This is a genomic window from Mesorhizobium sp. PUT5, assembly GCF_052216645.1.
Lineage (GTDB): Bacteria > Pseudomonadota > Alphaproteobacteria > Rhizobiales > Rhizobiaceae > Mesorhizobium.
Map to the genome: position 1 here is coordinate 54,294 of NZ_JBQOSO010000001.1, position 22,833 is coordinate 77,126.

Below are 22,833 nucleotides of genomic sequence, written 5' to 3' on the forward strand. Positions count from 1 at the left end.
GGGGTAACGCCCCGAGGGTCAGTGTCCTGAAGGCTTCGCGGCCGGCCTTTCCTCGCCGGCCTCGCGGGCGCGCCTTGCCTCCTGCTCGGCTTCGCTGCGGCGGATGAGTTCGTCGGAGAGCAGGATGACCGGGCGGCCGGCCTTGGCCAGCACGGCGGTTGCCGTTTCGCCGAACATCAATTCGTCGCCCGAGCGCCGGGCCACGCCCATGACGATCATCGACACGTTGCGCGCGGCCTGCCGGCTGATGGCGTCGGCCGGCGCCCCCCTTGCCTGCACGGAGGTTTCGATCGCCACGCCGTAGCGCTCCGCAAGCTGCACGATATCCTTCAGCACGCCTTCCTCGCGAAGATGCGAGATCGTCTCGGCCCGGCTCTTGCCTATGTTGCGCGACACATAGAGCACTCTCACCCGCGCGCGTTCGGTCCGGGCGATGGTCAATGCCAGTTCCGCCCCCCGGCGCGCGATCTCGGTGCCATTGACAGGGACCAGGATCACCGAGTTCGGCCCCAGCCTGGGAATGCCGCTGCGCGCGGCCTTGAGGACGAGGCAGAGCGGGCCGTCGAAGCCGGCGGCGATGTCGTTGAGCCGCCTGGTGAAGCCGGCCTGGGGCGTGAGCGAACGCGCCAGCCCCAGCACGAGGAGGTCGTATCCCTTGCGCGCCTCCTCCGCGACCGTCCTGCCGCAGACCGCGACCTCCTGGCGCGTGGTCAGGTGTACCCGCTCGACCCGCGCGTCTTCCTTCTCCTCCACCGCCTCGGCACTGGCCTTGGCGCCGCGCTTGACCTCGTCCAGATGGTGTTCCGCGCCGCCGTTCTCCGGTTCCTTGCGCTCGTCGGCGGCATGCAGAACCGTGGTTGGCAGGCCGCCGCCGCCGCCGATCAGACCGGCCAGATAGGAGGCGAATTTTCCGGTGGCGCTGTCGTCGACCACCACCAGCAGACGCTGCAGCCTCGCCACGAAGCCGCGCTGGTCGACCTCCTCGCGCTCCAGGCGCTCCTTCTCCGCCGCGCCCATCGGCAGGCGGCCGAGCGCCCAGCGCAGGGTTGGCGGCATCGCCAGCGTGGTGATGACCGCCATGGTCAGGATCATCGTATAGAGCGTGTGCGAAAGCACGCCCATGGAAAGGCCGATGGTGGCGACGATGACCTCGGTGGAGCCGCGCGCATTCATGCCGCAGCCGATGGCGACCGCTTCGCTTCGCGACAGGCCCGCCAGCCTGCCGCCAAGGAACGCGCCGCCGAACTTGCCCAGGCTGGCGATGAGCACGAGCCCGAGGGTGAGCAGCGCCAGCATCGGATCGGCCAGCACGGTAAGGTCGGCCGACAGGCCTGCCATGCCGAAGAACACCGGCATGAACAATGCCGTGATGATACCGCGCAACTGGCCTTCTATATGGTCCGACAGGATGGGGGATTCTCCGACCAATATGCCGGCCACGAAGGCGCCCAGAACCGTGTGCACGCCGATGAGGTCGGTGACCAGCGCCATCACCCCCATCACCAGGAGGATCACCGTGATGACGGCGAACTCGCTGCGGAAGGTGTCGTTCGTCCAGCGGATCAGCGCGAACACGATGCGCCGGCCGAGCGTCAGGCTGAACAGCATGAAGGCCGCCACGCCGAGCACGTTGCCGGCGAGATGCGTCATTTCCAGCCGGCCCTGGCTGGCGATGCCCAGCGTGATCGCGATGATGACCCAGCCGATCGTGTCCTCGATGATCGCCGAGGAGACGATCACCTGCCCCAGGTTGCGGCGCATGAAGCCCATCTCGCGCACCACCATCGCCACGATCTTGACCGAGGAGATCGACAGCGCCGTGCCGAGGAAAAGCCCGGCCACCAAACGCTGGCCCTGCTCGGGCAGGAGCGATTGCGGCAGGAACTGCGCCGTTGCGTAGCCAAGCACGAACGGCAGCAGCACGCCCGAAAAGGAGATGGAAAAGCAGGCGGCGCCCACCTTGCGCACCAGCTTGAGGTCGGTTTCCATGCCGGTGAGCAGCAGAAGAAGCAGGATTCCGAGCTGGGACACCGCGTCGATCATGCTCTTCTGGGCCGGATCGGCCGGGAAAAGCATGTGCTGCGCCGACGGCCACAGCCAGCCGAACAGCGAGGGGCCGAGCAGGATGCCGGCGATGAGCTGGCCCATCACCGCAGGCTGGCCCAGGCGCTCGAAAAGTTCTCCCAGCCCGCGTCCGGCCAGCAGCAGGCAGACGAGTTCGGCAATGAATATGCCCTCGCTCGATCCGCCTGCCTCGGCTCCGGCGGCCCATGCGAGCGCCGGACACAGGATCGCCGCCACGGCAGCGGCCATTGCCGCGCCGCTCCGATGCCGCCTGTTCCGAAAAGAAATGCTCATTGACCCTTTCGCTCGCCGGATGGCCTGCGCCATAACGGCCGGGGCACGACTTGCGTTGCAATGCCGTATTTCAAGAACGCCGAAATCGAGGGTTTGAGCGGGCGGAGGTACGGGCTCACGGGCGGTCCGACCATTCCAGCCAAATTAACAGGTTCTGACCCTAGGTCGTGAGCTGGGCGCGCTGCCCGTGCCGGCGTTCGAGGATGATCTCCGACAGGATCGACAGCGCGATCTCCTCAGGCGTGATGGCGCCGATGTCGAGGCCGGCCGGCGCCTTGACATGGTCGATCCTTGCGGCTGCAAGGCCGTCCGCGACAAGCTTCTCGCGCAGCGAGGCCATCTTGCGCCGGCTGCCGACAAAGCCGTGATAATCGGCCTCGATGGCCAGCGCGGCTTTCAGCGCGGCCTCGTCGCCCTTGCCCTGCGTGGACACCACGACGAAGCGGCGCACGCCCGGCGATGCTTCGATGCCGAAGCCGTCAACCAGGTCGTCGGCCTGCGGCAGGGTGTCGAATTCGGCGAAGGGCGCCGCCAGCGTGACGTGGAAGCCGAGAGGCTGGGCCTGTTCGACCAGCGCCACGGCAACGGGGCTGGAGCCGAGCACCACGAGCGCAGGGTGCGGCAGCACGGGCTCGATGAAGATATCCATCGTTCCCCTGGACGGGCACATGTTCTTGGCGAATTCGATGCCGTCGCGGTCGTCGCCCGGCTTCACGCCCAGTTCCGCCAGCAGGTTCTCCGGCTGGATCGAGATCAGCCGCGACCGGCCATCGGCAAGGGCCTGGCGCGCGGCCTTCAAGGTGGCGCCGCGCGCGCAGCCGCCGCCGATCCAGCCTGCCTCGATGCGGCCGTCCGGCCGGATGAGGGCCTTGGCGCCGGCCTTGGCCGCCGTCACCGAAACGGTACGAACCACGGTTGCCAGCACGAAGGGCTCTTCCGCCGCCTTCAGGCGGGAAACGAGGTCCAGCACATCGACATGGGCGGTCATTTTCGCCTCCGTCACAATTTGGCCAGGTAAGGTTCGAGCGCCGCGAGGCTTTTGAGCGTATGCGCCGGCGCCAGCAGATCGACATGGGGAAGCGCGGCCTTCATGCCGGCCGCTTCCGGGGCATAGCCCTCCCAGCCCATCATCGGGTTCAGCCACACGATGCGGCGGCAGCGCCGCGCAAGCTGCGCCATCTCGCGGCCGAGCAGGCCGGCGTCGCCCGTCTCGTAGCCGTCGGAAACGATCATCACGCAGGTGCGCGAATGGATGACGCGCGCGGCATGCCAGCGGTTGAAGGTGGCAAGGCTTTCGCCGATCTTCGTGCCGCCGCCTGCGCCCTGCGCCATCACCGAAAGACGGTCGAGCGCGCGGGCGGCGTCCTTCTCCTTCATCGCGTCAGAGACATGGGCAAGCCGCGTGTGGAAAAGGAAGGCCTCGGCCTCGCGGAATTCGTCCAGGACGCCATGGATGAAGCGCAGGAAGACGCCGGTATACATGCTCATGGAGCCGGAGGCGTCCAGCAGGACGATGAGCCTCAGCGGCTTCTGCTTGCGCCGGCGCATCACCAGCGAGACCGGCACGCCGCCATGGCTGACATTGCGGTGGATGGTGCGGCGCAGGTCCAGCCGCCAGCCGCGGCGGCGGGCAAGGTCGCGCCGGGTGAGGCGCGTGCGCATGACGCGGGCGAGCCGGGCGGCGACGGCGTGGGCTTCCGCAACATCGGCCGGGTCGTAGAACCTGCGGAAATCCGTGGTCGCGATGTTTTCCGCGCGCGAAGCCCCCTCCGCGCGGCCCTCGCCGGTCCGCTGCTGCGGGTCCGCTTCGTCGGCGGATGGGATCTGGTCGAGGGCGCCGCCAGCGGAGGCAGCCGCGTCCTGGAGCGTCCTGACCGACGGATTGCGCGCATTTTCCGCCGAACCGCCTGCCGCCGCGATGCGCGAACGCACGCGCCGGCGCAGCCAGAAGGCGTCGAAGATCCCGTCGAACTTCTCCCAGTCGGACTTGCGGGCGCTGAAAAGATGCTTGAAGGCGGAGCGCAGCAGGCCGGGCCTTCCGCCGTAGCCGGCCGCCAGAAGCGCCGCCGCGTCCTGCCCCTCGCGCAGGCCCACCGCAAAGGCATTGGCGCGCAGCGTCTTCAGGAAGGCCGCGAGCCTGCCCGAAAGGAGGCGGGAGACCTCGTCCATCTCGTCAAGCGTGGGAGGCGTGCCGCAGCAGCTCATGCCACCCTCCCCAGCAGCCGCTCGGTGACCTCGCGCGTCATGCGGGCGCTGTCCTCGCGGGTCTTCAGGAGGCACATCAGCGTTTCGTGCACGGTCTCCGGCTGCTCGTGCAGGTCGCGCACGTCGAGGCCGACGAGCGCGGCGGCCCAGTCCAGCGTCTCGGCCACGCCCGGCACCTTGCGCAGGTCCTCCTTGCGGATGCGCTCCACCATGCGCGCGATCTGGAGCGAGAGCGAAGCCCCGGCACCAGGAATGCGCGCCATGATGATGCGCGCCTCGCGCTCGGTATCGGGATAGTCGACATAGTGGTAGAGGCAGCGGCGGCGCAGCGCGTCCGACAGTTCGCGCGTGCCGTTGGAGGTCAGCACCACATGCGGGACGGCGGTGGCCTTCACCGTGCCCATTTCGGGGATCGTGACCTGGAAATCCGACAGCAGCTCCAGCAGGAAGGCCTCGAACTCCTCGTCGGCCCGGTCGACCTCGTCGATGAGCAGGACCGGCGGACGCTGGCGGCGGATGGCGGCCAGCAGCGGCCGCTCCAGCAGGTATTTTTCCGAAAACACCTCGTCCTCTATGCGGTCCGGATCGCTGGTGTCCTTATGAGCCTCGATGGCGAGAAGCTGCCGCTGGTAGTTCCATTCGTAGAGCGCGGCCGACTGGTCCAGGCCCTCGTAGCATTGCAGGCGGATCAGCTCGGCGTCGTGCACATGGGCGAGCGCCTTGGCCACTTCCGTCTTGCCGACGCCGGCCTCGCCTTCGAGCAGCAGCGGCCGCTTCAGGAGCTGCTGCATGGCGATGGCGGTGGCAAGCTCCGCATCGGCGATATAGCCGGCTTCGGCGAGGCGCGCGGCGATGTCATCGCGGGAGAGGGTCATGGGAGCACCGCGCTCCTTCGCACTGGACGAGCCCGCCTATCCCACCACGCCCAGCTCCTTGGCCGCCTTCCAGTTGCGCCAGAAGTCGTGCGGCATCTGGATATGGGTCGAGCCGAGGAAGGAGAAGGCGTCGTTGACGGCGTTGGAGAAGCATGGCACGCCGCCGACATTGGGACTTTCGCCGACACCCTTGGCGCCGATCGGGTGATGCGGCGAGGGCGTCACGGTGAAGTCCGTTTCCCAATGCGGCGTTTCCACCGCCGTCGGCAGGAAGAAATCCATGAACGAGCCGGTGGTAACGTTGCCGACATCGTCGTAGTGGATCTCCTGGCCCATGGCGATGGCGAAGGCTTCCGTCAGCCCGCCATGCACCTGGCCCTCGATGATCATCGGGTTGATGCGGGTGCCGCAATCGTCCAGCGCGTAGAAGCGGCGGACGTTGTAGACGCCGGTGTCGACGTCGATGTCCATGACGCAGATATAGGCGCCGAAGGGGTAGGTCATGTTGGGCGGGTCGTAGTAGCTCACGGCCTCCAGCCCCGGCTCCATGCCGGGCGGCGGCGAATTGTAGGCGATCCAGCAGATATCCTTCATGCCGAGGAATTTTTCCGGCAGGCCCTTCACGCGGAAGCCGTCGATATCCCATTCCAGGTCGTCCTCGTGGACTTCCAGCTTGTAGGCCGCGATCATCTGCGCCTTGGCCTTGATCTTGCGCGCGGCCATGGCGATCGCCGCGCCCGCCACGGGCGTGGAGCGCGAGCCGTAGGTGCCGAGCCCGTAGGGCGCGGTGTCGGTGTTGCCTTCCTCCACCATGATGTCGTCGGCCGGGATGCCGATCTCCGAGGCGATGATCTGCGCCCAGGTTGTCTCGTGGCCCTGGCCCTGGCTCTTGGTGCCCATGCGGGCGATCCCGGCGCCGGTCGGGTGCAGCCTGATCTCGCAGGAATCGAACATGGCGATGCCGAGGATGTCGCAATTCTTCGATGGCCCCGCGCCGACGATCTCGGTGAAGAAGGACACGCCGATGCCCATGATCTCGCGCGTCTCGCCGCGCCTGAAAGCTTCGCGCTTCTCGGCTTGCTCCTTGCGCAGCTCGGCATATTCTACGCTTTCCATCGCCTTCTTCATGGCGGTGGCGTAGTCGCCGGAATCATATTCCCAGCCCAGCGCCGAGTGATACGGAAACTGCTCGGGGCGGACAAAATTCTTCAGCCGCAGTTCGGCCGGGTCCATGCCCAGCTTCTGGGCGAGGATGTCCATGGCGCGCTCGATGCAATAGGCGGCTTCCGTCACGCGGAAGGAGCAGCGATAGGCCACGCCGCCCGGCGCCTTGTTGGTGTAGACGCCGTCCACTGCCAGATGCGCGACCGGAATGTCGTAGGAGCCGGTGACGATGTTGAAGAAGCCGGCCGGCCATTTCGACGGGTCGGCGCAGGCGTCGAAGGCGCCGTGGTCAGCCAGCACATGCACGCGCAGGCCGGTGAGCTTGCCTTGCTTCGTCGAGGCGAGTTCCACCGTCATGTGATAGTCGCGCGCGAAGGAGGTGGAGGTGAGGTTTTCGATGCGGTCCTCCACCCATTTGACCGGCTTGCCGGTGACGATGGAGGCGACCGCCGCGCAGATATAGCCCGGATAGGCGCCGACCTTGTTGCCGAAGCCGCCGCCGATGTCGGGCGAGATGACGTGGATCTTCTGTTCCGGCAGCTTGGCGATCAGCGACACCACGGTGCGGATGACATGCGGCGCCTGGAAGGTGCCCCAGATGGTCAGCTCGCCCTTGACCTTGTCGAAGGAGCAGACGCACTGGCAGGTTTCCAGCGGCGAGGGGTGCACGCGCTGGTAGGAGATCGTCTCCTTGATGGTCACCTCCGCCTTGCGGAGCGCCGCGTCGGTGAGGTCCTTGTCGCCGACCGTCCACTCGAAGATATGGTTGTAGTGCTTGCGCGGGCCGTGCGCGCCGTCCTTCTTGTCCTTGATGTCCTCGCGCAGCACCGGGGCATCCGGCTCCAGCGCCTTGAAGGGATCGACCAGCACCGGCAGCGCCTCATATTCGACCTCGACGGCGTTGATGCCGTCGTCGGCCGCATAGCGGTCGGTGGCCACGACGAAGGCGACCTCCTGGCCCTGGAACAGCACCTTGCCGTCAGCCAGCACCATCTGCACGTCGCCGGCCAGCGTCGGCATCCAGGCGAGGTTGACGCCCTTCAGGTCCTCCGCCGTCAGGACGGCGAGCACGCCGGGTATCTTGAGCGCCGCGTCCTTGTCGATCGACTTCACCCGCGCATGGGCATAGGGCGAGCGCACGAAGTCGCCATGCAGCATGCCCGGCAGCTTCAGGTCGTCCACATAATTGCCGCGCCCCTGCGTGAAGCGGATGTCCTCCACCCGCTTCCTCCGGCAGCCGAGACCTTCCAGCTTCGCTTCGCGCTGTTCGCGCGTGGGGGTCATGTCGTTCATTCCGCGGCCTCCTTGAATTCGACGCCGTTCATCTTGGCCGCCGCGTACTGGATGGCCTTGACGATGTTCTGGTAGCCGGTGCAGCGGCACAGATTGCCGGAAATGCCGAGGCGGATCTCCGCTTCGGTCGGGTTGGGGTTTTCCTTGAGCAGGCGGTGGGCGCGCATGATCATGCCCGGCGTGCAGAAGCCGCATTGCAGGCCGTGCATCTGGCGGAAGCCTTCCTGCAGCGCCGACAGGGTGCCGTCGGGATTGGCCATGCCCTCGATGGTGTTGATCTCGGCGCCTTCGGCCTGCACGGCGAAGATCGTGCAGCTCTTCACCGACATGCCGTCCATATCCACGGTGCAGGCGCCGCAATGCGTCGTCTCGCAGCCGATATGGGTGCCGGTGAGCTGCAAATTCTCGCGGATGAAATGGACCAGCAATGTGCGCGGCTCGACCAGCCCTTCGACCTCGACGCCGTTCACCTTCATGCTGACCTGGGTCTTTTTTGCCTGGGCCATATGCTTTCCTCCCTTACGCGGCGCGGTCGGCGGCGCGCTTCAGCGCACGCGCCACCATGATGCCGCCGACATAAGTGCGGTATTCGACGGGGCCGCGCCCGTCGCCGGCCGGTTCCATGATCGCCCGGGCGGCGTCGGCGGCCTTCTTCAGCGCGGCGTCGTCGAGGCTGGTGCCGACCGCCGCCTGTGCGGCGTCCTCGGCCAGCAGCGGCGTTTCGGAAAGGTTGGTGAGGCCGATCGCGCAGGACGCGACCTTGCCGCCGCTCATGGTCAGCACCACGGCGGCGGCCGCCGTGGCGTAGTCGCCGACCTTGCGTTTCAGCTTCTCATAGGCGTAGCCGTGGCCGGCGGGCGGCACCGGCACGGAAACCGAGGTCAGGATTTCACCCGGCTCCAGCGCGGTGAAATAGGCGCCCTGGTAGAAGTCGCGGGCGGCGACCGTGCGGGCGCCGTCCGGCCCCTGCAGCTCGTAGTCGGCGCCCAGCGTCATCATCAGCGCGGGCATGTCGTTGCCCGGGTCGCCATTGGCGACATTGCCGCCGACCGTGCCGCGATAGCGCACTTGCGGGTCGGCCACCTGCAGGGCCGCCTCGTGCAGGATCGGCAGGGAGGATGCGATCTCTTGCGAGGCCAGCAGTTCCTGTTGGGTGGTCATGGCGCGGATGACGATGCGGTCGCCCTGCCGCTCGATACCCTTCAACTCACCGATGGCGTGCAGATCGACCAGATGGTCCGGCGTCGCCAGCCTCAGCTTCATCATCGGAACGAGGCTGTGTCCGCCGGCAAGCGGCCTCGCCGCATCGCCGAAATCGGCCAGCAGCTTGACCGCATCGGCCACGCTGCCCGGACGATGATAGGTAAACGGTCCCGGAATCATGTCTTCTCCTCCGCGTCCGCCGGCACATTTTCTTTTGTTTCCAGGCCGTTCGGACATGCGGAGGAAAGCGTGTTCCTGCCGTGCGGCACATGCAAGTCCGCCCCCGCGCACGCGGCACGAACAGCGCGATTTCACACCAAACGCGGCTTTTCGGGCATGAACTGCGTCAGCTTGCCTGACCTTCCGCTGTCCTGTTCGACTGCTTTTGCCGCATTTGCGCGGCGCCCGGCATCCGTCGGGTGCAGGAGGCTAGGAAACGTGGTGGTGCCTGGGCAGGAGGCCGAGCCGCACGCGCAGTTCGGCGATCTTGGCACGGCTGACGGGCACCAGGTGCCGGACCGCGCCGTCCAGCTCGACCACCGCGCCGTCGCCCTCCTTCCGCATCAGCGCGACATGCGGGATGGCGACGATGTGCGAGCGGTGCACGCGGAGGAAGACGGCGGGGTCGAGCTGCGTCTCGGCCTGCGAGATCGACCATGCGCACATGCGCTCGCGGGTGCCGTCGTGCACCTGCGTGTAGTGGGCGTCGGCGCGGATGCTCCTCACCTGCGCGACGTCGATGAAATGGATGCCGTCGGCGGCTTCCACCGGTATGCGCGGCACGGGCACGATGCGCGGCAGGCCGAGCCCGCGCAGAGGCAGGGGGCGTTGCGCCTGCGGGGCGCTCGGGCGGGCCGGCGCCTCGGTCTCCGGCATCGCCTCGGTTTCCAATGCAAAGGCGTCGCCTTCCTCGACGGGATCGGCAGGAAGGGGGCCGCCGCGCGCGCGTGGCTCGGGCACGAGGAACAGCAGAAAGCCTGCGGCGATGAGGAAGCACAGCAGCACCACGATCAACGCCAGCATCTGCGGCGAGGCCACCGGCCCCATGGCGATATGCAGGTCGTGGCCGCTGCCGCCGGGCACGAAATGCATGCCGTACATGGCCGTGTAGTGCATGCCGGAGACCGCGATGCCGAAGGCGACGGCGCTGAGCACGAGCCGCGTGCCGCCGTGGCGGGCGAGGAAGATGCGCAGGCCGCCATAGCCGGCGCCCACGGCGATCAGCACCGAGAGCGCCACGATCGCCGGGTCATGCTCGACATGGAAGTCGCCTGCCAGGCCATGCACGCCGACATAGTGCATGGACACGATGCCGGCACCGAGCAGCAGGGCCGAGGCAATGACGCGCGGGGTGGAAGGTTCGCCGACGGAAACGAAGAACAGAGACAGGCCCACCACCAGCGCGCAGATCAGGAACGAGGTGATGGTGGGCAGCACGAGATAGACCGCGTCCGGCGGAATGGGGGCGGCAAGGACTCCGATGAAATGCATCGTCCAGATGCTGACCGCGAGGAAAAGCGCGGCCCCGGCCAGCAGCAGGCGACGCCTCGCGCCCGGCGTGTCGCGCACGCGGGCCGCAAGCCCGAAACCCGTATACCCTCCCAGAATCGCGATCGCCACCGATAGCGCGACCAGGTAAGGATTGTGCCCTGTGAACATGGCGATACCCGCCGGCGGGCATTCGCTGTCCGCCGGGCTCCTCCCTGGCCGCAAGTCTACAAGCCGAAACCGCTTTTGCAACGTGCGGCCGCGGATCACATCATGAAGAGGCGGGAAGCCGGCTGGGCTGCCGGATCTAGAGCATGTTGCAGCCAAGTGGAGTCACCTGGCGTCGCACACATGCGGAAAAACCAATCAGATAGACCATGGTGTCGTCCGAAAACCGCTTCACACTTTTCGACATCATGGTCTAATGCGCGCCCGAGCAAAGATCCGCCAGCGAGACGCATGCGCGCGCTATCTCGCCCGTCACCCTCAGCCTTTCAGCAGCCATTCGTGTTCGGGGGCGTTGTGGAACTTCCACGTCCGCTTCGGCCCGGCCATGACGTTGAGGTAATAGAGGTCGTAGCCATGACAGGCGGCACAGGGGTGATAGCCCTTCGGCACCAGCACCACGTCGCCGTCCTCCACCGCCATCGCCTCGTCCAGCGCGCGCACGCCCTCGTCGCCGGCATCGGTGTAGACGCGCTGGAAAGCGAACCCCTGCGGCGGGTTGATGCGGTGGTAGTAGGTCTCTTCCAAATAGGATTCGGCCGGCAGGGCGTCGCGGTCGTGCTTGTGCGGCGGATAGGAGGAGGTATGCCCGCCCGGCGTCATGACTTCGACCACGAGCAGCGAATCCGCCGGCTCTGCCTCGGGCAGGATGTTGGTGACGTAGCGCGTGTTCGTGCCTTTGCCGCGCACCTCCTGGCCGAGATCGTCCGGGCCGATGACGCGCGCCGGCAATCCGCCGCCGAGGCCGGGCGCCGAGCAGACCGCCAGTTCCAGTCCGGTCTCGGCCGTAACCGCCCAATCCGTGCCCTGCGGAACGTAGAGCGACCAGGGCTTGCCGTCGAAGGGCGACATGCGCCCGCCCAGCAGGCCGAAATCCCTGCCGGCGGCGCTTGCCCTGCCGGTGCCGGCGATGAAGACGAGGCAGGCCTCGCGCTCGCCGGTGCCGGCCGTCACGGTCTCGCCCGGCCGCAGCCGGTGGAGGTCGAAACCGACATAGGTCCAGCCGGCGCTTTCCGGCGTCACATGGGCGACGCGGCCATGGCCGCGGTCTGCCTTCAGGAGAAGTTTCGACATCGTCTCGTCCTTTCTCGCCTCAGCCGGCAGGAAAGCCGCGCGCCTCGACCGTGTAGCCGGCCTCGGCCATCACCCGCATCAGTTCCCTGTGGCCCACCTGCGCCATCCTCAGAGGCGGGTTCTTCCTCGGATCCTGCTCGGCCTCGACCACGAACCAGCCTTCGTAGCCATGATCGGCGAACCTCTGCACGATCGCACCGAAATCCAGCGAGCCGTCGCCGGGCACGGTGAAGGCGCCCAGCGCCACCGCGTCGAGGAAGGATTGCGTGCCGCGGTCGAGGCCGTCGATCACTTCCATGCGCACGTCCTTGACATGCACATGGTTGATGCGGCGGTGGTGGTTGTCGATGGCCCGCAGCACGTCGCCGCCGGCGAAGGCGAGGTGCCCGGCGTCGAGCAGCAGCGGGATAGCTTCGCCCGAATGGCGCATGAAGGCATCCAGCTCCGGCTCGGTTTCCACCACCGCGCCCATGTGGTGGTGATAGGAAAGCGGCATGCCCTGCCCGGCGCACCATTCGCCGAAAGCGGTCACCTTCCTTGCATAGGCCGGCATCTCGTCGTCGGAGAGCCTCGGCTTGGTGGCGAGCGGCCTGGCGCGGTCGCCCTGGATGGAGCGGCCGACTTCGCCATAGACGATACAGGGCGCGTCCACCGCCTTGAACAGCTCGATCATCGGCAGGATGCGGTCCTTGTTGGCCGCGAGGTCCTCGTCGACCAGCGTGCCGGAGAACCAGCCGCCGCACAGCGTCACGTCCGCCGCCTTCAGGATCGGCAGCATCACGGCGGGGTCCGTGGGGAAGCGGCGACCCATCTCCATGCCGGTGAAGCCCGCCGAGCGCGACTGGCGCAGGCACTCCTCCAGCGACACGTCGTCGCTCAGTTCGGCGAGGTCGTCGTTCCACCACGCGATCGGCGACATTCCCAGCCTGGCTTTCACGTCATTGCTCCAGTTTCAAATCGTCCGGCAGGCGGCGTCTTTTCCGGACGGGCTCAATCGCCCACTCTCTGCATGCGCCGTCTTGCCTCATACTCCCTGCGCGCCGCATTGACCTCTCGGCGCGGGCTGACCTCCGGCACCGCCACGTCCCACCAGTGGCCGCCCGCCCCGGTGCTGGCCAGCGGGTCCGTCTCGATGACGACCACGGTGGTGCGGTCGTTGCTTCTTGCCGCCTCGAGCGCCGATTTCAGCTCGGGGATGGACGAGACCTTGCGCGAGACGGCGCCGAGGCTGGCGGCATGGGCGGCGAAATCGACGGCAGGCAGCGTCGCGTGGCGGGCGTCCTTCAGAAGATTGTTGAAGGAGGCGCCGCCGGTCGCAACCTGCAGCCGGTTGATGCAGCCGAAGCCGCGATTGTCGAGCAGGACGATCACGAGCTTCAGCCCGAGCATGACGGAGGTGGCGATCTCGGAGTTCATCATCAGGTAGGAGCCGTCGCCGACCATGACGACGATCTCCTGCTCCGGCCGCGCCATCTTGGCGCCGAGGCCGCCGGCGATCTCGTAGCCCATGGCCGAGAAGCCGTATTCGGAATGGTAGGAGCCAGGTGCGCCGGCCTGCCACAGCTTGTGCATCTCGCCGGGCAGGCCGCCGGCTGCATGCAGCACCGTGGCCTCGGCGCCCATGACGCGCTGCACGGCGCCGATGACCTGCGCGTCGGAGGGGAGGGCGGCGTTGGTGGAGGCGGTCGCCTTCGCCGCTTCGGCCCGCCATGCGCGCTTGCCTTCTTCGGCGTTCGCCGTCCAGTCGGCGGGCGCCGTCCAGCCCGCCAGCGCGGCGGAGAGTTCGGCCAGCGCTTCGCGTGCATCGGCCACCAGCGGCAGGGCGCGGTGCTTGCCGGCGTCGAAGGGCTGGACGTTGAGCCCGATGATCGTCTTGTCCCGGTTGCGGAACAGGGCCCACGAGCCGGTGGTGAAGTCCTGCAGGCGGGTGCCGACGGCCAGGATCACGTCTGCGTCCGCGGCCAGGCGGTTGGCGGCCGAGGTGCCGGTGACGCCGATGGCCGCCATGTTGAGCGGGTGGTCGTCGGGCAGGGCGGACTTGCCCCCTTGCGTCTCGCAGACCGGGATGCCGGTGGCGTCCGCGAAGGCCGCCAGTTCGGCGCAGGCCTGCGAATAGAGCACGCCGCCGCCGGCCACGATTAGCGGCTTGTTCGCCGCCTTGAGCACCTGCGTCGCCGCAGCAAGCTCGCCGCGGTCGGGCCGCGCCCGGCGCGGCAGCCATAGCCGCTCGGCGAAGAAGCTTTCGGGATAGTCGTAGGCCTCGGCCTGCACGTCCTGGCAGAACGCCAGCGTCACCGGCCCGCATTCGGCCGGATCGGTCAGCACCTGCATGGCGCGGGAAAGGGCCGGAACCACCTGCTCCGGCCGGGTGATGCGGTCGAAATAGCGGGAGACCGGGCGGAAGCAATCATTGGCCGAAACGGTGCCGTCGCCGAAATCCTCCACCTGTTGCAGCACCGGCTCCGGCACGCGGCTGGCGAACACATCGCCGGGCAGCAGCAGCACGGGCAGGCGGTTGACATGGGCAAGGGCGGCCGCCGTCACCATGTTCGTCGCGCCCGGGCCTATGGAACTGGTGGCCGCCATGAAGCGGCGGCGGAAGCTTGCCTTGGCGAAGGCGATGGCCGCATGCGCCATGGCCTGCTCGTTATGGGCGCGGAAGGTGGGCAGCGCCTCGCGCACGCCGTACAGCGCCTCGCCCAGGCCCGCCACGTTGCCGTGGCCGAAGATCGCCCATACGCCGCCGAAGATCGGCACCTTCGTTCCGTCGATCTGGGTCATTTGGCGCGTCATGAAGCGGGTGAGCGCCTGCGCCGCGGTCAGGCGGATCGTCTCGGTCATGGTCGTCTCCTGCGCTGTCTCATGCCGCCCTGCCGCGTCGCCCGCCAAGCCAGGCTTCGGTGAGCTTCCCGAAGCGCGCGGCCATGTCGGTCACGGCCGCCTCGTCGCTCATCCGGCCGGCGAACCATTCCTCGGCGGCATGACTGAAGATGGTGCGCCCGACCGCGAAACCCTTGACGACGGACGCCTGCGCCGTGGCGGCAAAGGCGGCTTCCAGCTCGTCCTGCGGGGCTTCCAGGCCGAGCAGGACGACGCCGCGGCACCAGGGATCGTGCCTGCGGATGGTGGCTTCGATATCGGCCCATGCCGCCGCCGAGGCCTGGGGTTCCAGCTTCCACCAGTCGGGCCTGATGCCCATCGCGTAAAGCTCCTCCAGCGCGCGCGGCACGGTCGTGGCGTCGAGCCGTCCGTGCTTGCCGGCGATGATCTCGATCAACAGCTCCCGTCCCACCCTGCGGGCGGCCTCGAACAGGGCGCGCAGCTTTTCCCGTTGCTCCGCCTTCAGCTCCGGCGGATCGTCGGGATGATAGAAGCACAGGCATTTGATGCAATGGCCGACCGGCCATTCCACGAGCTGCGAGCCGATGTCCTGCGAGAATTCGAAGCGCAGCGGCCGCGAGCCCGGCAGTTCTACGGGGCGGCCCAGCCACGAAAAGGAATGCCGGGCAAATTCGAACACGGCTTCGCGGCCGTATCTCTCGTCGACCAGCATGCCGTAGCCTTCGCGGCCGGCAGCCACCTGCGCGGCGGCTTTCACGGCCAATATCTTGAAGGCGTTGATGCGGGAGACATCCGTTCCCGCCTTCCGTGCCAGGGCCTCGAACTGGACCCGGTGGTCGCAGGCGAACGCCATCAGAAGGGGAATGCGCCCGCGCCGCGTCGTCGCCCAGTGAACGTGGTTGACGGCTTCGTCCTTGCGCAGGGCGTGGTGCGGGCTGCCATTGTCGAGGAAGAACCGCAATTCCTCGAAGGTCGGGTATTCCGGCGAGCACAGCAGGCGCGACACGGCAAACGCCCCGCACGCATTGGCCCAGGTGGCGGCGGTGCCGAGGCTTTCGCCGCCCAGCCAGCCGCGCAGGAAGCCGGACATGAAGGCGTCGCCCGCGCCGAGCACGTTGTAGACCTCGATCGGAAAGCCGTCGCCGACGATGCCGTCCTCCAGGTCGTCGCTGATCGGCCCGTCATAGACGATGCAGCCCATCGCCCCCCGCTTCAGCACGATGGTCGCCTGCGACAGCGCCCGGATCGCCTTCAGCGCCGCCGGCAGGTCCGTCTCGCCGGAGGCGATCAGCACCTCCTCCTCGGTGCCGACGATGAGGTCGCAGTCGGGCAGCACCGTCCTCATTTCCGACGAAACGCGGTCGGACCGGACGTAGCGCCCGAAACCCTCGGCATGGCCGGCCAGCCCCCACAGGTTGGGCCGGTAGTCGATGTCGAACACCACCTTCCCGCCATTGGCCTTCATGATCCGCATGGCCTTGCGCTGGGCGGCGGCGGGGCCGGGCCGGGAAAAATGCGTGCCGGTGACGACCACGGCGCGCGCGGACGCGACGAAAGCCTCGTCCACGTCCTCTTCCGACAGCGCCATGTCGGCGCAGTCGCTGCGATAGAAGATCATCGGCGACACGCCCTCGGCCTCCACCGACAGCAGCACCAGCGCGGTAAGGCGCTCGGGGTCGGTCCCGAGGCCCTCGACCGACACGCCTTCGCGCACGAGTTGCTCGCGGACGAAGCGCCCCATCTGCTCGTCGCCGACGCGGGAGAGCAGCGCCGAGCGCAGGCCCAGCCGCGCCGTGCCGATGGCGATATTGGCGGGGCAGCCGCCGACCGACTTGGCGAAGGAGGCGACGTCCTCCAGGCGGGAGCCGATCTGCTGCCCGTAGAGGTCGACGGAGCTGCGGCCGATAGCGATGACGTCAAGCGGCGCGGTGATCGTTCCTGCGGCTTCGCTCATGCGCAACTCCCGGCAACCCGGGTCAGGACCTGCTGGAGGGTCGGGACCCTGTCGTTTGGATGTCGGACGGCCCGGAGGCATACCCGCAGATATGAAATATTAATTCCAAAATATAGTCAAGATAGAACGAATATTCATTTCTGGAACGGGGAGGCGGCCGTCAGGGACGGCCGCCGCTGCGGCGTTTTTCCGCCACGCCGACGCTCAGCGCCATGGCCAGAGCCATCGTGGCCGAGAGCGAGCGGAAGCCGGCGAAGTCGGCCTCGGCCACTTCGAACCAGATCGAGGCGAATTGCGCGAGCGGCGAGAAGGCGCTGTCGGTGATGGCCACGATGGGAACGCCCTGTTCCGACAGGGCCCGGGCCTCTTCCACCGTGGTCGGCGCGTAGGGCGAGAAGCTGACGACGATGGCCGCGTCCTGCGCCGTGGCGAAGCCGATCATCTCGGCGCTCAGCCCGGCCGCGGATTCGATGAGCTGGTTCCTGATGCGCAGCTTGCCGAGCGCATAGGCGATATAGGACGCGACCGGATAGGACCGGCGCCTGGCCAGCACATGGATCGTTCCCGCCTGCGCCAGCAGCGCGATCGCCTTTTCCAGGCGTTTCTCGTCCAGTGCGCGCGAGACGTCCTCCAGCGAGGTGACGGCGGCGGTGACGAAACCTTCGAGGATGGCGCGGTGCCCGCCTTCGCCCTCCGCCTTCTCGCGCAGCGCCGCCAGCCGCTCGTCATAGGAGGAGTTGCGCTCGCGCAGGCGTTCCCGGAATACGGACTGCAGGCTGGTGAAGCCGTCGAAGCCGAACTGCTGGGCGAAGCGGACCAGCGTGGACGGCTGCACGCCGGCGGCGGCGGCGATGCTCGCCGCCGTGCCGAAGGCGATGTCGTCGGGATTGTCCAGCGCGTAGGCGGCGATCTGCGCGATGCGCCTGGGCAGGACCTCCCGCCGCTCGAGGATGGTCGCGCGCAGCGTATCGAATTCGCGGGGCACCCGTTCTTCCATATTCGTTCCGCTCGATCCTCAACCCGCGCCTCTGTGCCCGATCATAGGGGGCTCGCGCAAGAATGCCATAAAAAATGAGCCATACATTCCAATTGGAATGAAAATGGACTAATCAATCCATGTCGAGTCTGCGGAACGGGGGAGGCGCGCATGGTCGGGGTCGGACTCATCGGCTCGGGCTTCATGGGCAAGTGCCACGCGATCGCCTGGAGCGCCGTCGGCGCGGTGTTTCCGGAAGCCGGCCGGCCGAGGCTGGTGCATCTCGGCGAGGTCGACGCGCATCTCGCGCGCCGCCGTGCCGAGGAATTCGGATTCGCCAGGGCGTCGGGCGACTGGCGCGCGGTGATCGCCGACCCGGAGGTCAACGTCGTTTCGCTCACCGCGCCCAACCAGTTCCATGCGGAGATGGCGATCGCCGCGCTTCGGGCCGGCAAGCATGTGTGGTGCGAAAAGCCGATGGCACCCGGCTTCGCCGACGCCGAAGCCATGGCGCGGGCGGCCGAAGCGTCGGACCGGGTCGCCGTGCTCGGCTACAACTATATCCAGAGCCCGGCCGTCCGCCACATCGGCGCGCTGCTGGAGGAGGGCGCCATCGGCGAGGTGAACCACCTGCGCATCGAGATGGACGAGGACTTCATGGCCGATCCCGACGCGCCGTTCTTCTGGAAGCACGAGGCTGCCTCGGGCTATGGCGCGCTCGACGATTTCGCCGTGCACCCGCTGTCGCTGATCTCGGTGCTGTTCGGCCGGGTCGCGCGCGTTATCTGCGACATGGCCATGCCCTATGCGGACCGCCGGGCTCCCGACGGTACCCGGCGGGCTGTGGAGACCTACGATGTCGCCAGCGTGCTGATGCGGCTGGAAAACGGCATGCCGGCCACCTTGCAGGTCAACCGCGCCGCCTGGGGGCGCAAGGGTCGCATCGCTGTCCAGATATTCGGCTCGCGCGGGTCGATCCTGTTCGACCAGGAGCGCTTCAACGAATTGCGCCTCTATGTCACCTCCGACAGGCCGACCGAACAGGGCTACCGCACCATCCTCATCGGCCCGCAGCACCAGCCCTACGGCGTCTTCGTGCCGGCGCCGGGGCACGGGCTCGGCTTCAACGACCTCAAGATCATCGAATGCCGCGAATTGCTGTCGCGCATCGCCGGGCGCCCGGCGCGCCTGATCGGCTTCGCGGAGGGGCTGGAGATCGAACGCACCGTGCACGCCATGGCGCGCTCGTTCCAAGAGGGCAGGTGGGCCAAGGTCAGGTGATCCTCGCCGGCGGCCGCCGACAGGTCCCGATTATTCCCCGACGACGCCGGCGACGTTCTGGTCGTAATCGACCAGCGAGCCGGTCATGACGCCGGAATGCGGGCTCAGCATATAGGTGATCAGCCGCGCGAGCTGCGCCGGCTTGGCAAGCTGGCCCATCGGCTGCGCGGCCTCCGCTTTCTCCAGCCAGTCGGCCGGCGCGTCATGAAACGTCGCCTGCACGATCGCTTCCCCTTCCGTGTCCATCCAGCCGGGCAGCACGGCGTTGCAGCGGATGCGGTTGCGCCGGTAGGCGTTGGCGACGTTTTTGGTGAGCGTCATCAGCGCGCCCTTGCTGGCCGAGTAGGGCGCCAGGAAGGACTGGCCGGCATGGGCCGACATGGACAGCACGTTGACGATCGCGCCAGGCGCCCCGCGCTCCAGCAAATGCCGCACCACGCCCTGCATGAGGAAGAAGGGCCCGCGCACATTGGTGGCGAAGATGCGGTCGAAAAGCTCATCGCCGGTATCCGTCAGCGAGCCCCGCGCGGAGGTGGCCCCGGCGTTCACCAGCGCGTTGACGGTGCCGAAATGCGCCAGCGCCATGTCCACCGCGCGCCGGCAATCGGCAACGCTGGAGACGTCGGCGGCAATGAAGATGGCGTCCACGCCCTTTTCGGCCAGCGCCGCCGCCGCCCGCTCCCCCTTCTCCCGCGAGCGCCCGACGAGCGCCAGCGCCTTGCAGCCCTCGTCGGCCAGCGCCTCGGCCACGGCAAAGCCGACGCCCTGCGCGCCGCCGGTGACGATGGCGCGCGTTTCGGCATTGCGATCGGTCAGTCCATTCATCGTCCGGTCCCTCTTCTCGGGCGTCAGTCGAGGCGCACGGCCATGCCGGTGCGCACGGATCGCAGCGCGGCGTCGGCCAGCTTCAGCGCCGCCAGGCCGTCCTCGCCTCCGGGCGACGGCCGGGTCCCGGTCGCCAGCGCCTCGATGAAGGAAGCGATCTCGTTGGCATAGGCCTCGATGTAGCGGGTCATGAAGAAGTCGTGCAGGGGCGGGCGCGTATAGCCCGCCTCGCTGGCGAGTTCGATGGAGACCGGCCGCTGGTTCTCCGCCGCCACCATGCCCCTGGAGCCGTGGACCTCGATGCGCTGGTCGTAGCCATAGGTGGCCCGGCGCGAATTGGAGATCAGGCACTGCCTGCCGGATGCCGTTTCGAGGATGACGCTGGCGCTGTCGAAATCGCCGGCCTCGCCGATCTTGCCGTCGACCAGCACCGAGGCATGGGCGCTGACCGCCACCGGCTCCTCGCCCAGCAGGAAGCGCGCCATGTCGAAATCATGGATGGTCATGTCGCGGAAGATGCCGCCGGAGCGCGCGATATAGTCGAGCGGCGGCGGCCCGGGATCGCGCGAGGTGATCGTGACCATCTCGACCGTGCCGATCGCGCCGTCGTCGATCGCCTTGCGCACGGCCCGGAAGTGCGGGTCGAAGCGGCGGTTGAAGCCGACCATGAGGGGCGCCCCGGTGTCGGCCACCACGGCAAGGCATCTTTCCACGCGCGCCACGTCAAGGTCGATCGGCTTTTCGCAGAAGACCGCCTTGCCGGCCCGCGCGAAGCGCTCGATCAGGTCGGCATGGGTGTCGGTCGGCGTGCAGACGACGACCGCGTCGATGTCGGACGCCTTCTCTATGGCCTCGATCGTGCGCATGTCGGCGCCATAGGCGGCCGAGATGTCCTTCGCCGCCTGCTCGACGGCGTCGGCCACGGCGGCGAGCCGCGCCCTGGCGTTGGAGGCAACGGCGCGCGCATGCACCTTGCCGATGCGACCAGCGCCGAGCAGACCGAAGCGAACTGTCATGTCGAACCTCTTTTCTCCGGCCTGTCTCCGGCATTCTCTGGATCATTTCGTCCCGTCTGCCTGCGGGCGCCCAGTTCCGTCCATTGCGGGCTCAGGCGTAGTTCGGCTCGTCCACGCCGGCCTTCACGCCGGTGATGAGCGAGACGATCTCGTTGCCGTCGGTCTTGTCGCGGTCCACGGCGCCGACGATGCGGCCGCGGCGGAACACCCAGATGCGGTCGACGAGGTCCAACACCTGCCGCAGATTGTGGCTGATGAGGATGAGCGGGATGCCGCGGCGCTTCAGGGTGCGGATGATGTTCTCCACCTGCGCGGTCTCCTGCACGCCGAGCGCCGCCGTCGGCTCGTCCATGATGATGAGCTTGGAGGCGAAGCTGGCGGCCCGGCTGATGGCCACGCATTGCCGCTGGCCGCCGGACATGTTGCGGATCTTGTTGCGCAGGTCGGGGATCTTCACGCCCGTGGTGCGCAGCGCCTCCTGGGCGGCCGACAGCATCTTGCGCTCGTTCAGGATGCTGAACGGCCCCAGGTTGAAGTAGCGCTCCTCGCGGCCGAGGAACAGGTTGGAGGGCACGTCGAGATCGTCGGCCAGCGCCAGGTTCTGGAACACGGTCTCGATGCCGTGGTCGCGCGCCTCGATCGGGCTTTTGAACTCCACCTTGCTGCCGTCGAAGAAGATCTCGCCCGCGCTCGGTTGCTCGACCCCGGTGATCTGCCGCACGAAGGTGGATTTTCCCGCGCCGTTATCGCCGACAATGGCGACATGCTCGCCCGCCCGCAGCTCGAAGTCGGCGTCCTCCAGCGCATGCACGCCGCCATAGCGCTTGGCCAGGCCCGTCGTCCTGAGGATTATGCCCGCTTGCGCGTCGCCCATGTCCTGTCCTCCCGCAAGATGCCTGCGCGAAACCGGCCGCCGCCTTCAGCCCCGGCCCCGATAGCGCTGGCGGTAGACGTCGAGCACCACCGCGCCGACGATGATGCCGCCCTTCAGCATCTCCTGATAGTAGGCGTCGATGCGCAGGAAGGTGAAGCCTGAGATGATGACGCCGAAGATCAGCATGCCGAGCGTGGTGCCGACGACGGAGCCGCGCCCGCCGGCGAGCGACGTGCCGCCGATGACCGCCATGGCGATGGCGTCCAGTTCGTACATGACGCCCATGCCCGATTGCGCGGTGAGCCCCCGCGCCGAAAGCACGACGCCGGCCAGCCCGGCCAGCAGGCCCGCGATCACATAGACCAGTATGAGGTGCCGCTCGACATTGATGCCGGAAACGCGGGCGGCCTCTTCGTTGGAGCCGATGGCATAGGTGCGGCGGCCATAGACCGTGTAGCGCAGGATAAGCTGGAAGGCGATCGCCACGGCGATGAAGATGAGCACCGGCGTCATGCCCGCGCCGATCGCCGCATAGCTGTCGGTGGGGAAGGAGACCGGCTGGCCCTTGGTATACCACTTGGCGATGCCGCGGGCCGTGACCATCATGCCCAGCGTGGCGATGAAGGGCGGGATCTTGGTGTAGGCGATGAGGAGCCCGTTCACGAGGCCGGCAAGCAACCCGCAGCCGAGGCCGACGGCGATCGGCACGATCACCGGCAGGTCGGTCAGTTCGGGAAACACGGCCCGCGGATAGGTGCTGACCTGGGCGAAGCTCATGGCGATCATGGCGGTGGCGCCGACCACGGAGCCGGACGACAGGTCGATGCCTCCGGTGATGATGACCTGGGTGACGCCGACGGCGATGATGCCCACCACAGACACCTGCAGGATCATGATGCGCAGCCGCTCGGCGTTGACCAGGAAGCTCTGGCCCTGGACCAGCCAGCCCAGCGCCTCGAAGATGAGCGCGATGACGACGAGGCCGATGAGCACGTTGATCTCGGCCGGGCGGTGGTGACGAGAGGAACGCGCCTCGGCAACCTTGCTCGTCGCGTCTGCCGCCTGTGTCATGATGCTGCCTCGTGCTCGGTCATGCCATGGTCGGCCCGGCGGGCGCCCGGCGAGGTGTCGCCGTTATCGTGCGGGGGCGGCGGCCGGCGCCGCCCCGTGAATGCCGGACG

18 protein-coding genes are annotated in these 22,833 nt (G+C 67.7%); 1 reads left to right on the forward strand and 17 read right to left on the reverse strand.

Annotation, left to right across the window (positions count from 1 at the left end; all coding sequences use genetic code 11):
* Positions 1-18: 18 nt before the first annotated feature.
* The 13 genes from ACTDI4_RS00285 to ACTDI4_RS00345 form a co-directional block, all read right to left on the reverse strand.
* Positions 19-2,313, reverse strand: coding sequence for a cation:proton antiporter domain-containing protein (locus ACTDI4_RS00285; RefSeq protein ID WP_442839217.1), 2,295 nt, complete (start codon positions 2,311-2,313; stop codon positions 19-21).
* A 205-nt stretch (positions 2,314-2,518) separates the two neighbouring features.
* Positions 2,519-3,346, reverse strand: coding sequence for an XdhC family protein (locus ACTDI4_RS00290; RefSeq protein WP_442839218.1), 828 nt, complete (start codon positions 3,344-3,346; stop codon positions 2,519-2,521).
* Between the two features lie 11 nt (positions 3,347-3,357).
* A complete protein-coding gene (locus ACTDI4_RS00295; protein WP_442839219.1) occupies positions 3,358-4,563 on the reverse strand; it encodes a vWA domain-containing protein in 1,206 nt (401 codons plus the stop codon).
* On the reverse strand, positions 4,560-5,438 hold the full coding sequence (locus ACTDI4_RS00300) for an AAA family ATPase (protein WP_442839220.1): 879 nt from the start codon (positions 5,436-5,438) through the stop codon (positions 4,560-4,562). Before ACTDI4_RS00300 ends, ACTDI4_RS00295 begins: the two co-directional genes overlap by 4 nt.
* Positions 5,439-5,474: 36 nt before the next feature.
* Complete coding sequence (locus ACTDI4_RS00305) at positions 5,475-7,895, reverse strand: aerobic carbon-monoxide dehydrogenase large subunit (RefSeq protein WP_442839221.1); 2,421 nt, start codon at positions 7,893-7,895, stop codon at positions 5,475-5,477.
* Complete coding sequence (locus ACTDI4_RS00310) at positions 7,892-8,401, reverse strand: (2Fe-2S)-binding protein (protein ID WP_442839222.1); 510 nt, start codon at positions 8,399-8,401, stop codon at positions 7,892-7,894. The genes ACTDI4_RS00305 and ACTDI4_RS00310 overlap by 4 nt, the downstream gene beginning before the upstream one ends.
* A gap of 13 nt (positions 8,402-8,414) precedes the next feature.
* Positions 8,415-9,278, reverse strand: coding sequence for an FAD binding domain-containing protein (locus ACTDI4_RS00315; protein WP_442839223.1), 864 nt, complete (start codon positions 9,276-9,278; stop codon positions 8,415-8,417).
* A gap of 249 nt (positions 9,279-9,527) precedes the next feature.
* Positions 9,528-10,757, reverse strand: coding sequence for an MHYT domain-containing protein (locus tag ACTDI4_RS00320; protein WP_442839224.1), 1,230 nt, complete (start codon positions 10,755-10,757; stop codon positions 9,528-9,530).
* Positions 10,758-11,072: 315 nt separating this feature from the next.
* Positions 11,073-11,885, reverse strand: a complete 813-nt coding sequence (gene iolB, locus ACTDI4_RS00325; protein ID WP_442839225.1) for a 5-deoxy-glucuronate isomerase — start codon at positions 11,883-11,885, stop codon at positions 11,073-11,075.
* A 19-nt stretch (positions 11,886-11,904) separates the two neighbouring features.
* Entirely contained in the window at positions 11,905-12,822 is a 918-nt protein-coding gene (iolE, locus tag ACTDI4_RS00330; RefSeq protein ID WP_442839226.1) for a myo-inosose-2 dehydratase, read from the reverse strand.
* A 53-nt stretch (positions 12,823-12,875) separates the two neighbouring features.
* On the reverse strand, positions 12,876-14,726 hold the full coding sequence (gene iolD, locus ACTDI4_RS00335; RefSeq protein WP_442839227.1) for a 3D-(3,5/4)-trihydroxycyclohexane-1,2-dione acylhydrolase (decyclizing): 1,851 nt from the start codon (positions 14,724-14,726) through the stop codon (positions 12,876-12,878).
* Between the two features lie 19 nt (positions 14,727-14,745).
* Positions 14,746-16,680, reverse strand: coding sequence for a bifunctional 5-dehydro-2-deoxygluconokinase/5-dehydro-2-deoxyphosphogluconate aldolase (locus tag ACTDI4_RS00340; RefSeq protein ID WP_442839228.1), 1,935 nt, complete (start codon positions 16,678-16,680; stop codon positions 14,746-14,748).
* A gap of 160 nt (positions 16,681-16,840) precedes the next feature.
* Positions 16,841-17,677, reverse strand: a complete 837-nt coding sequence (locus ACTDI4_RS00345) for a MurR/RpiR family transcriptional regulator (protein WP_442839229.1) — start codon at positions 17,675-17,677, stop codon at positions 16,841-16,843.
* A 150-nt stretch (positions 17,678-17,827) separates the two neighbouring features.
* Here ACTDI4_RS00345 and ACTDI4_RS00350 point away from each other — a divergent pair, with 150 nt between their 5' ends.
* Positions 17,828-18,937, forward strand: a complete 1,110-nt coding sequence (locus tag ACTDI4_RS00350) for a Gfo/Idh/MocA family protein (protein WP_442839230.1) — start codon at positions 17,828-17,830, stop codon at positions 18,935-18,937.
* Positions 18,938-18,967: 30 nt separating this feature from the next.
* Here the strand turns inward: ACTDI4_RS00350 and ACTDI4_RS00355 are convergent, their stop codons facing one another.
* The 4 genes from ACTDI4_RS00355 to ACTDI4_RS00370 form a co-directional block, all read right to left on the reverse strand.
* Entirely contained in the window at positions 18,968-19,762 is a 795-nt protein-coding gene (locus ACTDI4_RS00355; RefSeq protein ID WP_442839231.1) for an SDR family oxidoreductase, read from the reverse strand.
* 23 nt (positions 19,763-19,785) lie between these two features.
* The gene (iolG, locus tag ACTDI4_RS00360) at positions 19,786-20,778 is read right to left on the reverse strand and encodes an inositol 2-dehydrogenase (protein ID WP_442839232.1); all 993 of its coding nucleotides are present in this window, start codon (positions 20,776-20,778) and stop codon (positions 19,786-19,788) included.
* A gap of 91 nt (positions 20,779-20,869) precedes the next feature.
* Positions 20,870-21,652: an ATP-binding cassette domain-containing protein gene (locus tag ACTDI4_RS00365; protein ID WP_442839233.1), complete on the reverse strand. Its 783-nt coding sequence runs from the start codon at positions 21,650-21,652 to the stop codon at positions 20,870-20,872.
* 45 nt (positions 21,653-21,697) lie between these two features.
* The gene (locus tag ACTDI4_RS00370) at positions 21,698-22,726 is read right to left on the reverse strand and encodes an ABC transporter permease (RefSeq protein WP_442839457.1); all 1,029 of its coding nucleotides are present in this window, start codon (positions 22,724-22,726) and stop codon (positions 21,698-21,700) included.
* Between the last annotated feature and the right edge of the window lie 107 nt (positions 22,727-22,833).